Below are 14379 nucleotides of genomic sequence, written 5' to 3'. Positions count from 1 at the left end.
GACAGTCACTTCGATCAAATCGGGTAACTGTCAGATGATGTCGCGATTACTACAACTAATATGTGCCTGCTGACCAAGCGTCTTTGAGCACCCCCCAGCATAAAACCAGTTGCCTTTTACAGTTATAGAAATACAAATGATCTGTATCGTTACATGAAAAAAAGACCGACATTCACAGCCATAGCCGCAGCCCAGATCAGCGAACGTAGGCCGCCGAAATTCATCAGGTACGCAGCTATATACATCACACGCAACGCAACAAAAATCATGGCCAGTAGGTCGATGCGACTCTGATCACTTTGAGACATTTGAGCAAAAATTACTGCTGCTATAAATAAAGGCAGGGCTTCATACCCGTTTGAATGCGCGGCAATTGCACGTTTTTGCCAGCCAATCAATTTGGATTGCCACTCTCGAGGGTTGTTATTGTCGTATTGACCGTCTTTTAATGATTGGCGCGGCGAACTAATTTTGGGTAGCAGTGCTGTCACAGAGGGAAGGAAACACGCAATCAATACGCACCATTTGGCAATTGTCATAAAATCTCCTCAATTAGTATTTTTGAAAATTAAAAAACGAGCATATTTTTACAATTAAAAATTAATTTACACCTTTATTAAGTATACCTATTCATAGTACATAGCTTATACAGTTTGGTAGGACGGACTGAATAAAATGAAGCCCAACTGGGTTGCGGGGCTGTCAATCGATTTTTTTGAGAGTCGGTAAAGATTGTAGTCATACATCCAGATTTCTTGAGCGTATGCCAATTTTTAAATTTTTCTATAAATTCTGCTAGTCTTGCAGCATACGTATTACAGGAAATTTACCATGATAAATGCTTATACACTTAGCAATGGCCGGCTGAGTAAAATACATCTGGATGCTCAAGATGATCTCCGCCTCAATCATCCGATATGGATTGACGTTGTTGCGCCCACTGACGAGGACCGTAAATGGATAAAACAAGCTTATGACTTGAATTTACCAAAGCCCGAGCATCTTCGAGATATTGAGGCTAGCGCAAGGTTCTATGAAGGTAACAATGAGCTGCATTTACGCTCGGATTTCCTGCTCGGGAAAGAGAGTAGTTCTCGCAGTGTCACTGTGGCTTTCGTTCTGTCCGGCAACATTCTTTTCAGTGTGCATGAAGAAGATTTGCCGGTCTTTTACCAAAGACCATTGACAAATCACGGACAGCCGGACTATGTAGAGGACTGCAAGGACGTGCTGATTGATTTGTATTCTATGGATGTGGAGCTTTCCGCAGACGTACTGGAAAGAGTGTATGCCGATCTGGGGCAAGTGAGCAGCAATGTACTCAATGCCAAGCTCAGTGATAAGCATGCTGCCTCCGTACTGATCAATATCGCTCAGGCTGAGCACCTTAATGGGAATATCCGCCGCAACGTAATGGATACTCGCAGAGCAATATCATTCCTGATGCGTAGTAAATTGCTTACGCCTATGCAAATGGACGATGTGCGTCAAATCATACAGGACATCAACTCACTAGACGGGCACACCAGCTTTTTGTTTGACAAGATAAACTTTCTGATGGTTGCGATCATAAGTATCCTTAATGCCAACCAAAACAAGGTTGTGCGTTTGTTTTCAGTGTCATCGGTGGCGCTATTGCCGCCGGTACTTATCGCTTCCATCTATGGTATGAACTTCGTGTACATGCCAGAACTTAACTGGAGCCTGGGTTATCCCTTTGCGCTTTTGTTAATGGCGTTGTCGGTGGTGGTGCCATTCTGGATATTCTATCAAAAGGGTTGGTTGAAATAGTGCGATACCCGGCCAGCTATCTTGAATTTAAGATTGCTATGAAGCACTCTGCAGGCGTACTAGATAATCCATTGCAATTCCTATGAACACCGCAGCACCAAACCAGCTGTTGTGCAAGAAAGCCTGAAAGCAAGCTTCGCGCTGACGATCTCGAATCAAAGTATAGTGGTAGATAGCGATGCCCACCGCGCACAATAAGCCGATGTAGTAGACCATGCCTAGCCCGAGCATACTGCCGACTGCAGTGAGTATGGACAGCGTAACGGTATAACAGACCATCACTGCAGCTATATCGTATTTACCAAAGAATAGCGCGGAGGAGTGGATGCCTATGTGTATGTCATCATCTCGATCCACCATCGCGTATTCGGTGTCGTAAGCAATCGCCCAAAATACATTGGCGATTAATAACCACCATGCTATAGCGGGAACGCTGCCGAGTTGTGCCGCGAATGTCATCGGTATACCAAAACCGAATGCGATGCCGAGGTAAGCCTGAGGAATGGCAAAGAAACGTTTGGTATAAGGGTAACTGGCGGCAAAAAACAGAGCGGGAATAGACAACAGTAGCGTCAACCCATTGAGCGGTAAAATCAGCAGGAAGGCGAGGAGCGACAGCCCCGCCGCCAGCCACAGCGCCTCTTTTGGCGCGAGTTTGCCACTGGTGAGAGGACGATCTTGGGTACGCTTTACCTGCTTATCGAAGTCACGGTCGGCAAAGTCATTGATAGCGCAGCCTGCAGAGCGCATCAATACTGTGCCGAGCACAAAAATAACGACGATATTCCATGCCGGCTGACCGTTGCCTGCAATCCACGCCCCCCATAATGTTGGCCACAGTAACAGCAAGGTGCCAATGGGGCGGTTGAGCCTTGTTAGCTTGATATACAGATTTATTCGTTCGTTAAAGTTCATTTTTTCAGCGCCAGAATATCCGGTAAAAAAATTTCAGTCACTAGCAGCGGTGCGTTGCGTAAGATGAACAGCGAACGCCGTGCCCACAGCTTTTGTGGTGGTGTGGCAAGAGTAACGGCAGCACGTTGATAGAGCGGATGATTTGGTTTAAGTGCGCGAAAATGCAGTGCTGAGCGTTGTACCAACGGATGGGCAAACAAAAGTGCGCCTAATGGGCGATTGCCCAAATTTCGCAGTGCGTGCCATGCACCGCACAAATGCTGCGCCGCAACCACGCTATGCGCGTATACCACAGGTTTGCCATCGGCATGCAAGAACACCTCACGCGTATAAATTTTTTGCTGGGCTGGCAAGCCAAGTAGCGCCGTTTCATCATACACGGCAGTTGCCAGATGGTTATGCACGTTACACACTCTGAAATTATCGCAACGTTGCTGAATACGCAATGTAAGCGATCCATCGGTACGCAGCCAAGGCGCATAGCCCGCTTCGATATCAGGCAGGAATGTGTGCCAGGATTCTATTCCCAAAATCGGCTTCGTTTTCTTCGTTTCGTTCTGCCCACGAAGCGAAGAGAGCAGCAAGCTATCAACTTTCTCCAGCTTGCGGATAATAGTACGCGCTCGTGCCGAATAAATATTAGACATGCAGATAATCTTGTCTATTTGCCATCCATCGCTGCAAGTGTGCGCGTGCTTCCTGCTGAAAATCGCTCAGCATTTCGTCAGCAGTAGCTTGCGCACAATTGAGCAATTCAGCATCTTCGGTGACATCAGCAAAACGCAGCATGGGGACGCCGCTTTGGCGAGCGCCCAACAGTTCACCCGGGCCGCGCAGGTTCAAATCCTGCTGAGCGATTTCAAAGCCATCCGTATTTTCGTAAATAATTTTCAGGCGCGCGCGCGCTAATTCCGAAAGCGGTTGTTGAAACAATAAAATGCATAAACTCTGCGCAGCACCGCGCCCGACGCGTCCGCGCAGCTGGTGTAGCTGAGCCAGCCCCATGCGTTCGGCGTGCTCAATCACCATCATGGCGGCATTGGGTACATCCACGCCGACTTCGACCACTGTGGTTGCCACCAAGAGATGAGTTTCTCCCGATTTGAATGCGGCCATAGCGTTATTTTTATCGGCGCTATTTAGTTTTCCATGCACGAGACCTACTCGCAGATCAGGCAGTGCTTGTGCCAGCTTCTGATGTGTTTCCAGTGCAGTCTGTAATTCCAGCGTATCTGATTCATCAATCAGCGGGCATACCCAATACGCCTGTTGGCCCGCAAGGCAAGCTTGGCGAACGCGTGCAAGCACCTCTTCCCGCCTATTGTCGCTAACAAGCTTGGTGATAACAGGCGTGCGTCCTGGCGGCAATTCGTCTATAACAGATACGTCAAGATCGGCGTAATAACTCATCGCCAAGGTACGGGGGATGGGTGTGGCACTCATCATCAACTGATGCGGCTCGTCACCCTTGCCGCGCAGCGCCAAACGTTGCTGCACGCCAAACTTATGCTGCTCGTCCACGATCACCAAGCCCAGCTTGTGGAATGTAATTTGATCCTGAAAAAGTGCATGCGTGCCGATTGCCAACTGTGTTTCGCCTTGCATAATACGTTCAATAGCGGCTTGTTTATCTTTTTTCTTCAGGCTGCCAGAAAGCCATACAGGACTGATACCAAGCGGTTCTAGCCAATCACGTAATTTGTGATAGTGCTGCTCGGCAAGTATTTCGGTGGGCGACATTAAAGCCACCTGATAGCCATTTTCTATCGCCTGCAAAGCGGCCAGTAAGGCAACAATGGTTTTACCACTGCCCACATCGCCTTGCAGCAAACGCTGCATCGGATGCGCTTGCTCAAGATCAAGGCTGATTTCCCGCAAGGTTTTTTGTTGAGAGGTCGTGAGACTAAAGGCTAATGCCTGCAACAGTCGCTGGGAGTAATGGCCGAGTGCGTGCAGGCACGGCGCATTGCGGCTACGCCGCTTGCGGTGATGTATTCGCATAGAAAGTTGCTGCGCCAGCAATTCATCAAATTTGATGCGTAACCAAGCGTGATGGGTGCGTTTAAGCAGTGCCTCCTCATTAATGTCGGGCGAAGGATTGTGCAACAGTCTTACGCTATCGGCGAAGCTTGAAAGTTTTAAGCGTGTGAGCAAATTTGCTGGCAGAGTATCAGGCAATTCGAGCTCATTTAAGGCGGCCTGAATGTGCTTGCTCAACGTAGCTTGTGGCAGGCCTGCAGTAGTTGGGTACACAGGTGTCAGCGCTTGCTTTAATGGAGTGCTTTCACCCGCGACGCGACACTTTGGATGCACCATCTCCATGCCGAAATAGCCCATGCGCGCTTCACCTAAGGCGCGGATTTTCTTCCCCACTTCGAGTTGTTTTTGCTGGCTTGGGTAAAAATGTAAAAACCGTAAATGTAGTACGCCACTACTGTCCTGCAATTGGCATATGAGGCTGCGGCGTGGACGAAACATGACCTCATTGTGGATGATCTCGCCTTCCACTTGGGTGTTGACACCATGTGCAAGCGCGTCAATCTGCGTCACCTGTGTTTCGTCCTCATAGCGTAGCGGTAGATGCAGCACCAGATCAAAGCGGTTGAGAATGCCAAGTTTTGCGAGCTTGGTTACTGTGGCTACAGGAATGCTATCGGGGAGCACGTTTGAGTTACTGCAAAACGAGGATAGCACAGAAGATGGATACCTAGTCCTGCAAGCACAATATGCCATCCATCTCCACCAGCGCGCCTCGCGGCAATGCAGCCACTCCAACCACCGCTCGCGCCGGGTAGGGTTGATGGAAATAGGATGTCATGATTTCATTCACTTTGGTGAAATTGTTCATATCAGTGACATAAACATTGAGCTTAACCACATCGTTCAAGCTGCTGTCGGCAGCATCAGCGACCGCGCGCAAGTTCTGGAATACGCGATGAATCTGTGCTTCTATGCTTTCTTCCATTTGCATGGTGTTCGGGTCCAGCCCAATCTGGCCCGAAAGATACACGGTTTTGTTTACGCAGACAGCTTGCGAATAAACTCCAATAGCGGCAGGTGCATCCGAGGTTTGAATCACTTTTTTAAAAGACATGACGGACTCCTGTATGTTGCCAGACACAGTTTAGTCGGGCAATAAGATATGTGGTGGGAACGATATACTCCAAAAGCCTTCAACAACAAAAGCTTGTATCTGGATATTGTATTCTCGTGAGTTTTCCTCGGCCTGAATGAAATAATTTCTTGCTGAAGATGATAGCGTAGCCGCATTAAATCAAAAATCAATGGGTCTGTGCTAGAAAATTTTGAGCTCATTTGTTACGAACGGTTTGCCAAACTTTTTTTGAGCGCTAAAACTCTATTACTTACAACCTTCCATCTTGTAGATAAAGTACCCATCTTGGTTGATTGCTTCAATAACGTTGTTGGATGCACTTTGAATGTGGCAGAATTTACATTCATTGCTCGTGATAAGGGCTTCGCCTTCACCGATTGAAATCAGCCACTTTTTAGCGAATTCGATCGCTTGCAGATCGTTCTTCACCGCAGTGAATACATCAAAATGCATAGTGTGGCCATCTTTAGCTTTTACATAAGTATCATAGACGTGTATGTCCATATTCGTTCCTCTGCTTTGCTTTTACCTTTAGATTTTTCCAGTTTTTGGATCGAGTTATATAGTGCGTATGTTCATGGACTCTTGATTGGAGTTACTCGTACAGTGTTTCCAGGCGGCGCTTCTTGATAAACGCCTGTTGAAGCTAAAATCACTGATCTGGCTTATCTGGCATCTACTTACGCATTAAACCCGTGTTTCAATTCGCACGCAAAGTGCAATATTCTCTCAGACTGAATTGGTCAAATGTACGTGACTGGCAGAATACTCAGGGAATCATGGGTCGTAAATAATTGGCCGAGGATCTACAACCTGAGTATTCTGCTCATGCTCATATGCATCCCAAAGAGCCTGATCCTCAGGGGTCGTTTTACAAGCCGAAAAGAACAGGCTGCTGCAAACGAGTAATAAAATTGTCGCAAGTCTCATGGGTTATTGCCTTTTAGGCTAACTTCAAAGAGCCTCTAAAAATTGCAATTTTGTGAGCAACCATTTTGCGGCTTGCTTACCCCATTTTCGTCACTATACAGCGTCACTTGAATAAATATCATTTATATATCAATAGTATGTAATGCTAAAATTTTTACCCGTGCTCGTCTAGAAACTTGAACTTTTAGATGCGACCTATAGAGTCGATCATCAAAATAATGCAATTTATTTTTACTTGCGAAGGTTGGAATCCAGGTTCTCAGTTCAATCGATATAAATCCAAGGGCGTCAAGCGGCGCAACTACCCCTGTTTCAACCACCGTGCCGCATCTAAGGCAAAGTAAGTCAGGATGCCGTCCGCGCCAGCACGCTTGAATGACAGTAAGGATTCCAGTACGCAAGCTTGTTCGTTCAGCCAGCCGTTTTGCGAGGCCGCTTTAAGCATGGCGTATTCGCCACTTACCTGGTACACGAATGTGGGTGCCTTAAATTCATCTTTGATACGCCGAACAATGTCCAGGTAAGGCATGCCTGGTTTGACCATTACCATGTCGGCACCTTCCTCCAAATCCAGACCGACTTCCCACAACGCTTCGTCGGAATTGGCTGGATCCATTTGATAAGTGTGCTTATCGCCTGTGCCCAGATTGGCGCTGGAGCCGACTGCATCGCGGAATGGGCCATAGAAACTGGAAGCATATTTAGCTGAATAGGCCATGATGCGGGTGTGCTTAAATCCTTGCTGGTCAAGGGCAGTCCTGACGGCAGCAATTCGCCCATCCATCATGTCGGAAGGCGCTACTACGTCAGCTCCGGCTTGTGCGTGGGCTTGTGCCTGCTGTGCCAGTACGGTGACCGTTTCGTCGTTCATAACATAGCCGTGGGTATCGATCAGTCCATCCTGTCCGTGACTGGTATAGGGGTCAAGGGCAATATCAGTCATCAAGCCAAGTTCGGGGAAGTGTTTTTTGAGCATGGCTACTGCGCGCGGCACCAATCCGTCCGGATTGAGCGCCTCGCGCGCATCTTCCGATTTGAGTAAAGTATCTATTACAGGGAACAGGGCAAGCATGGGTATACCCAGCTTGACGCACTCTTCAGCTTGTGCTAGCAACTTGTCCAGTGTCTGGCGTTTAACTCCAGGCATGGATGCCACAGCTTCCTCGCGATTTGAGCCTTCCAGTACGAATACCGGGTAAATGAAATCTGCAGCGGTTAGCACGTTTTCACGCATTAAGGCGCGGGAAAACTTATCGTGGCGCATGCGCCTCATCCGTTTATGTGGATACTGTCCGAGTGTGTGCATAACTTAAAATCCTAAAATTTTTACCTGTATTGGAACTCTTTCATCATTATCTAATCTGACGTAGTAGATGGTTAGATGTCATCTCCCGCTTCTCCTCCCTGAGCGGGCTGTCTTGACTCAAAAACGTCGAGGCATTTTCACCCCCCGGTCTTCCTTATTTGCCGGGGGATTTTTTTGTCTCCTACTCGGCAGAAAGCCAGCCAGCAATCACCGCCTCGGCCTCATCCATACCTACTTTTTTCAGACTGGAAAATAACTGCACCGAACAAAACGGAAAATGTTCCGCAAGGTGCAATTTAACACGACTCAGCGTCATATTCGCCTGCTGACGGCTGAGTTTATCTGATTTGGTAAGTAGTACGTGCACTGGCTTGCCAGTGGGTGCGAACCAATCCAGCATTTGTTCGTCCAGCTGGGTGAGCGGGTGTCGCGTATCCATTATAATAACCAGCCCGCATAATGCTTCACGTGTCTGTAGATACCTGCTCAGCAGCCCTTCCCAGTGTGCTCTTATATCCAGTGGTACTTTGGCATATCCATAACCTGGCAAGTCCACCAGAAAGCAATTTTCACCCAAATCAAAATAGTTTAGATGTTGGGTCCGCCCCGGCGTTTTACTGGTGTAAGCCAAGCGAACGTGATTGGCCAGAGTATTGATGGCACTTGATTTGCCTGCGTTAGAACGTCCGGCGAAAGCAACTTCTCTTCCACCATGCACCGGTAAATCGCGCAAATGATTAACTGTAGTAAAAAATGTAGCGCGCGAAAATAATCCCATGCTACCAGGCTGCGAAAATTTTGTTAGCGATCGCGATGGTCTGCGCAATGTCTGCGTCTGTATGTGCTGACGACACGAAACCTGCCTCGAATGCGGATGGTGCCATGTATATACCTTCATCCAGCATGGCATGGAAAAAACGATTAAAAGCCTCCTTGTCGCAGGTCATCACTTCGGCAAAGGTGGTCGGCGGGGTGGTGCGGAAATATAAACCGAACATGCCGCCGATGGATTGAGCGGAGAAGTCGACGCCATGCTGTTTGGCTGCCTGCTCCAAGCCCTCGGTTAGTTGACGCGCCAGCGCGCTTAAGTGCTTGTAGAAATCCGGCTGCTGTACTAATTCAAGTGTAGCCAGCCCTGCCGCTACTGCCACTGGATTGCCGGACAGGGTGCCAGCTTGATACACTGCACCGAGTGGTGCCAAGCATTGCATTATGTCACGTCTTCCCCCGAAAGCCGCGGCAGGTAGGCCGCCACCCATGACCTTGCCCAGCGTGACCAGATCCGGCTTGATGCCGTAATGGCCTTGTGCGCCTTGCAGGCTGATGCGGAAGCCACTCATCACCTCGTCCAGAATAAGTACTGCACCATGCTTAGTGCACAGCGCACGCAATGCCTCCAGAAATTCGAGCTTGGGGATAACCAAATTCATGTTGCCGGCGACTGGCTCAACAATAACTGCGGCAATCTCGTTACCGATTGCGGCAAAGGTACGCTCCAGCCCGGTCACATCGTTATAGTCAAGTACCGTGGTCAGTGCCGCGATTTCCGCTGGCACACCGGAGGAACTCGGCTGGCCAAATGTCAATGCGCCGGAACCTGCTTTGACCAGCAGGCCATCAGAATGGCCGTGATAACAGCCCTCAAATTTAATAATCCGGCTACGCTCAGTAAAGCCGCGTGCTAAACGTATTGCTGTCATGGTAGCTTCGGTACCGGAGCTCACCAGTCGCACCATTTCTATGCTGGGAAGTAGTTGGCACAACAGCTCGGCCATTTCCAGTTCGTTTGCAGTGGGCGCACCGAAACCCAAACCTTGCGAAGCGGCCTCTCGCACAGCCGTGACCACGGCGGGATGACAGTGGCCAACAATCATTGGTCCCCACGAACCGACATAATCAATGTAACACTTGTCGTCGGCATCCCACACATAAGCACCTTGTCCGCGCTTAAAAAACAGCGGTGTGCCTCCCACTGACTTAAATGCGCGTACTGGCGAGTTGACCCCACCGGGAATGACATGTTGTGATTGTTCAAACAAATATTCGTTGCGTGAGCTCATGGTACAAAGTCCTAGTTTAAATCTTGCATAAAACGATGATTTTACCATTGTTCTTAGGATGTGCTTTATAAGATGAGGCTTCAATGTTTGTTTCGGTTCATTCTATTGCATATAGCTTCTGGCAAATTACATGCATTCAGAAAAGTTGAAATTTATCTCATGAGAAAAAATGCAATGATCGCTGCGTGCGGACATTGCGCGAATTCAAGACATATTTTAGCCAATAGTCATTCAAACGTTCGCGTCTGATATACTTCGCGCCGCTTAAGGTGCCGGACGCAAGAATGCGTCTGGTTAAACGAGAAACAGGTGAGGAGTTAACTCCTAAGGCCTGTGCTGCCCCCGCAACGGTAAGCAGGTGTGGACGTGTCAATAATCTGGATGTTTCAAAAATTCACGTGATGCTCGCGCAGTATTCGTTTAATAAATAAATTTAATAGGGAAGCAGCGGTTTCTTCCTGGTTAGTTAAATTTATAGTAGACATAAACTAGCAAGCGACAAATGTAAGCGCGTAAGTTATGGAATGCTTGAGTTAAGCCACTGTGAGCAATCATGGGAAGGCGATGCGTCTAGTCCTGCAAGCCCGGATACCGGCCTTGTGCACAGGAGCCTCATCAGAGGTTCTTTGGTCGGGAAATGCTGCGGGTGGCGCATGGACGGCGGGATGGCAAGCCGTATCGGTTAACCACCTCTTCCTTCCTTTTGCTTATGCATTTCCTGTGTTTGTACATTCCAACGGAAAACCTTGGAATTCGCTCAGGAAAATCTTAATGAAATATCAAAAAATTGCCGCTGCCATTTTGTGTGCGGGCACTTCATCAGCTTACGCAATATTAGAAGACCCCACGCTAGAAACTATCATTGTCACTGGAACACGATTTAAGGACACATACTCTGACAAGCCCCTTAATGTATCCATTATTACAAGTGAAACTATCAATAAAAGCAGCGCCCGCACGATACCGGAGTTACTTTCACAGCAAGCTGGTGTATCAACGCGAGATCTATTTGGTAATAATGCTGCATTAGCCACGGTTGATTTACGCGGATTTGGTGCGGCCGCCGGGCAAAACACGCTAATTCTGCTGGATGGGCGGCGCATTACTAACGCAGATAGTTCAGGGGTTCAGTGGTCGGCTATCCCATTCGATTCGATTGAACGCATTGAAATTATGCGTGGCAGTGGTGCTGTCTTGTACGGTGATGGCGCAACTAATGGAGTAATCAATATCATCACTAAATCACCTACGAAAGCAGGCAAGACGGGGCAGGTTAGTTTGAAGACAGGTAGTTATGGCATGGCTGAGGTGCAGGCAAATGCTAATTATTTTTCGGGTATAGCAGGAATTGGCTTTACAGCTAGCAATCTAGTTTCTGATGGATACCGTGCGAATAACCGCAACGAACAAACCAATGTGCAGGTTAATACACAGTGGCAGTTGGGCGCAGGTGAGTTGGCCTTGAAAGTTGGGATCGATCGGCAGGACATGCGCTTGCCCGGCGCGCGTCTTGTACAACCAAGTGCCGGCATTAACCTGGCGGCGACTGACCCACGTGGCACTGCTACGCCGTTGGATTATGCTAGTCGCGATGGCAATCAAGTTGCGCTTGAATGGCAGCAGCGATTTTCTGGTGCAGATATAAATGTGGGCGTAGCACGCCGCACCAAGAATCAAAAATCCAATTTTGATTTTAACGGCTTTCCAAATTATCGCGATAGCGATTTGAATGTGAATTCGTTGACACCTCGTATCAAGCTAGCGCATTCATTGGGTGGTGATAGCACGTTAGTAGCAGGTATCGATTTGCGACGTTGGAATTATGGCTTGGATACGTCAAACGCTGCGGCGAATATTGGACAGCCTATTAACCAAGTATCAATGACCCAGCAAAATAGTGCTTGGTATTTACAAAACACAACGCATCTATCGAAGGCAACAACCCTGTTGGCCGGTGTACGTAATGAACGGATCTCTATAAAATCAAATGATGTTTATAATGCGGCCGCTTCTGGCGCGGCATTTGGCTCTGCTGCACCGCTTGGTTCTTTTAAGGCATCAAAAGTTGCCTACGATCTTGGCCTACGTCATCAACTTAATGGTGAAGTGGCACTAAATGGTAAGGTTGGGCGTGGTTTCCGCTTCGCAAACATAGATGAAATTTACGAATCATCGCCATCCTTTACTAATCAATTTCAGTTTCTGCGTCCCCAGACGTCAGATAATGTGGAAGTAAGTATTGAGCAGCGTGTCCAGAATGGAAGCTGGCGGGCAGCATTGTTCAATAATAAGGTTCATAATGAAATCCACCTTGATCCTTTTACTACGGGTATTGGCAACACTAATTTGCCACCATCGCGACGCAGGGGTTTAGAATTAGATGGAAAATGGCAGGCTCTACCCCAGCTTGCGTTAAACGCGGCCTATACTTATATCGACGCAAAATTTTTAAGCGGGGTTTTGCAAGGTGGGCCATTCACGCAAACTAACGTTAATATCGCAGGTAAGAAGGTACCGTTAGTTCCTAGCCACAAGTTTAATCTGGGTGCAGCATGGGCAATTACCGAACAAACGCTATTGAATTCATCTGTCACCTATGTTGATTCACAATTCATGGACAATGACGAGGCGAATACTTTAGGAATAAAGATTCCTTCATACACGGTTGCGGATATGAAGCTTGTACATAAAACAGGCCCTTGGCAATTAAGCACGTCAGTAAACAATTTGTTTGACCGGAAATATTTTAATTACGCGGTAAGCAGCCAATTTACACCGGGAAAATACAACGCCTATCCATTACCGGGACGAACACTATTTATTAATGTGAGCTACCAACACTAAATCTCATCACATTCAGGATGAGGAATCTATTCGTTTCCAGTTCCGTCACAGCGGTAATGCATACTCATAAAGAAATTGGAGTGATTGGTCGCTCATGCGCTTACTCTTATCAATCAGGAGGAAGACGAAGTAATCTTTGCAGGTGCAATTATTGTTGGTTCGAGTTTGGCGAATAAATATTTACAGAGCATTTCTGAAAAAACATAATGGGAAGATTTTATCGGTTTAGGTGAAGGAGGGTTTAAGAAAACCAGCGTAAAAAGGCAGCTGCGGTTAGTGCTGTTATGCCTAGCGCTGCGAGCAGTAGCCATATGAGATGTCGACGTTCGATGGCCAAAGTGGCGGAATAGCGTAAGTAAATAATGACAAGACTCACTCCAAATGCTGCACATAACATTTTGATGAGCAATGCTGCCATAGCAATGTCATGTATATCTGGAAATTGGTCATAGTAATAGTAGCTGACAGCTGCAAAACCTATGCCGCTAATTATTTGAGCTGCCCACCCGAATCCAACTAGCCATGCGAGTTTGTGACGTAGAGCAGCAGTTGCACCTGAATATAGTGCACATACAGCGCCGCCCACAACAGCAACGGCGCCGAAATTATGCACTACCTGCACTACGGCGTAGTTCAGGTTTTCCACGGCGGTTTTTCGTTATACTACATTAACGTTGGTGCATGCTTGTACTCCGATAGGAGTATGCCCCTTATTAACAATTTTGATGCATATAGCGTGTTTACCCGGGTCTAATGGCTCTACTGCGTGGTCGCCTTTTAATTTCCGTAATACTGCAATTTCCTTTTCATCTACATATAAATGTACATGATCGCCGCGCTGCCCTTGCGTTACTTCATAGGAAACTTTTAATTTCGTTTTACTACTTATTTTGGCCCCATCTGCAGGTGATGAAATAGTTACGGAAGCGTCAGCGGCAAGTGCAACTGGAACGTAACATCCTAAAAACAATGATATTGCTAGTAGATGAAGTGTGCGCATAGCTGTCTCCTTGAAATATAAAATATGAATGAGATTTGATTATTGTGAGTAATATTTTTTCTTTAAGTTCCGTTGTCAATATAGCATGTTCAATTGACAAGCTGAAAGAACATTTGCGACTTTGTTCTTGAGCAGGAAATCACGTTTATTTTTGCTTTATTTGGCGGATTCAGCTTCGGGTAAAAATTTTATTAGTCGATTAGGTCGATCAGTTTTGTTGATACCAATATCACTTAAACGCTTAAGTAAGACAAGCGCAGGTGAAATATTTTTAGCAACTTAACAGATGTCGATTTCATATTTACCGGTTGAAACTAGAGGCTTGAGGTAAAAATTATATCGCTTAAAAAATTGATTACTAGTTTGTTTAATATTCTGCTAGTCATACTGGCTAGTCAAAATTTATAATTTTAAATAA

General features: G+C 47.0%; 13 protein-coding genes and 1 riboswitch. Of the genes, 2 read left to right on the top strand and 11 right to left on the bottom strand.

What is annotated here, in order from left to right:
- Positions 1–149: 149 nt before the first annotated feature.
- Positions 150–539: an MAPEG family protein gene (locus tag MJ770_RS13055; protein WP_239255129.1), complete on the bottom strand. Its 390-nt coding sequence runs from the start codon at positions 537–539 to the stop codon at positions 150–152.
- A gap of 292 nt (positions 540–831) precedes the next feature.
- Between MJ770_RS13055 and corA the strand changes: the two genes are divergently transcribed.
- On the top strand, positions 832–1791 hold the full coding sequence (gene corA, locus MJ770_RS13050) for a magnesium/cobalt transporter CorA (RefSeq protein WP_239255128.1): 960 nt from the start codon (positions 832–834) through the stop codon (positions 1789–1791).
- Between the two features lie 36 nt (positions 1792–1827).
- Here corA and ubiA read toward each other — a convergent pair whose 3' ends face one another.
- The 8 genes from ubiA to hemL all read right to left on the bottom strand — a co-directional run bounded on the left by ubiA (position 1828) and on the right by hemL (position 10117).
- Positions 1828–2706 carry a 4-hydroxybenzoate octaprenyltransferase gene (ubiA, locus tag MJ770_RS13045; protein WP_239255127.1) on the bottom strand — a complete coding sequence of 293 codons (879 nt, stop codon included), beginning with the start codon at positions 2704–2706 and terminating at the stop codon, positions 1828–1830.
- A complete protein-coding gene (locus tag MJ770_RS13040; RefSeq protein WP_239255126.1) occupies positions 2703–3353 on the bottom strand; it encodes a chorismate--pyruvate lyase family protein in 651 nt (216 codons plus the stop codon). The genes ubiA and MJ770_RS13040 overlap by 4 nt, the downstream gene beginning before the upstream one ends.
- Entirely contained in the window at positions 3346–5439 is a 2094-nt protein-coding gene (recG, locus tag MJ770_RS13035) for an ATP-dependent DNA helicase RecG (protein ID WP_445083162.1), read from the bottom strand. Before recG ends, MJ770_RS13040 begins: the two co-directional genes overlap by 8 nt.
- On the bottom strand, positions 5414–5800 hold the full coding sequence (locus MJ770_RS13030) for a RidA family protein (protein WP_239255124.1): 387 nt from the start codon (positions 5798–5800) through the stop codon (positions 5414–5416). Before MJ770_RS13030 ends, recG begins: the two co-directional genes overlap by 26 nt.
- Positions 5801–6067: 267 nt before the next feature.
- A complete protein-coding gene (locus MJ770_RS13025) occupies positions 6068–6325 on the bottom strand; it encodes a DUF2024 family protein (RefSeq protein ID WP_239255122.1) in 258 nt (85 codons plus the stop codon).
- A gap of 727 nt (positions 6326–7052) precedes the next feature.
- Positions 7053–8057, bottom strand: coding sequence for a porphobilinogen synthase (hemB, locus tag MJ770_RS13020; RefSeq protein ID WP_239255121.1), 1005 nt, complete (start codon positions 8055–8057; stop codon positions 7053–7055).
- A gap of 181 nt (positions 8058–8238) precedes the next feature.
- Positions 8239–8835: a ribosome biogenesis GTP-binding protein YihA/YsxC gene (gene yihA, locus MJ770_RS13015; RefSeq protein ID WP_239255120.1), complete on the bottom strand. Its 597-nt coding sequence runs from the start codon at positions 8833–8835 to the stop codon at positions 8239–8241.
- Between the two features lies 1 nt (position 8836).
- Positions 8837–10117: a glutamate-1-semialdehyde 2,1-aminomutase gene (hemL, locus tag MJ770_RS13010; protein ID WP_239255115.1), complete on the bottom strand. Its 1281-nt coding sequence runs from the start codon at positions 10115–10117 to the stop codon at positions 8837–8839.
- 251 nt (positions 10118–10368) lie between these two features.
- Positions 10369–10553, top strand: a riboswitch (cobalamin riboswitch).
- A 335-nt stretch (positions 10554–10888) separates the two neighbouring features.
- Between hemL and MJ770_RS13005 the strand changes: the two genes are divergently transcribed.
- On the top strand, positions 10889–12961 hold the full coding sequence (locus tag MJ770_RS13005; protein WP_239255113.1) for a TonB-dependent receptor: 2073 nt from the start codon (positions 10889–10891) through the stop codon (positions 12959–12961).
- A gap of 241 nt (positions 12962–13202) precedes the next feature.
- Here the strand turns inward: MJ770_RS13005 and MJ770_RS13000 are convergent, their stop codons facing one another.
- Positions 13203–13607, bottom strand: a complete 405-nt coding sequence (locus tag MJ770_RS13000; protein WP_239255111.1) for a hypothetical protein — start codon at positions 13605–13607, stop codon at positions 13203–13205.
- Between the two features lie 12 nt (positions 13608–13619).
- Positions 13620–13961 (bottom strand): hypothetical protein, encoded by a 342-nt coding sequence (locus MJ770_RS12995; protein ID WP_239255109.1) that lies wholly within the window; start codon positions 13959–13961, stop codon positions 13620–13622.
- Between the last annotated feature and the right edge of the window lie 418 nt (positions 13962–14379).

It is taken from the genome of Candidatus Nitrotoga sp. M5 (assembly GCF_927904885.1).
GTDB lineage: Bacteria > Pseudomonadota > Gammaproteobacteria > Burkholderiales > Gallionellaceae > Nitrotoga.
Note: the sequence above shows the minus strand (reverse complement) of the source record. Positions and strands in the feature narration are given on the sequence as shown.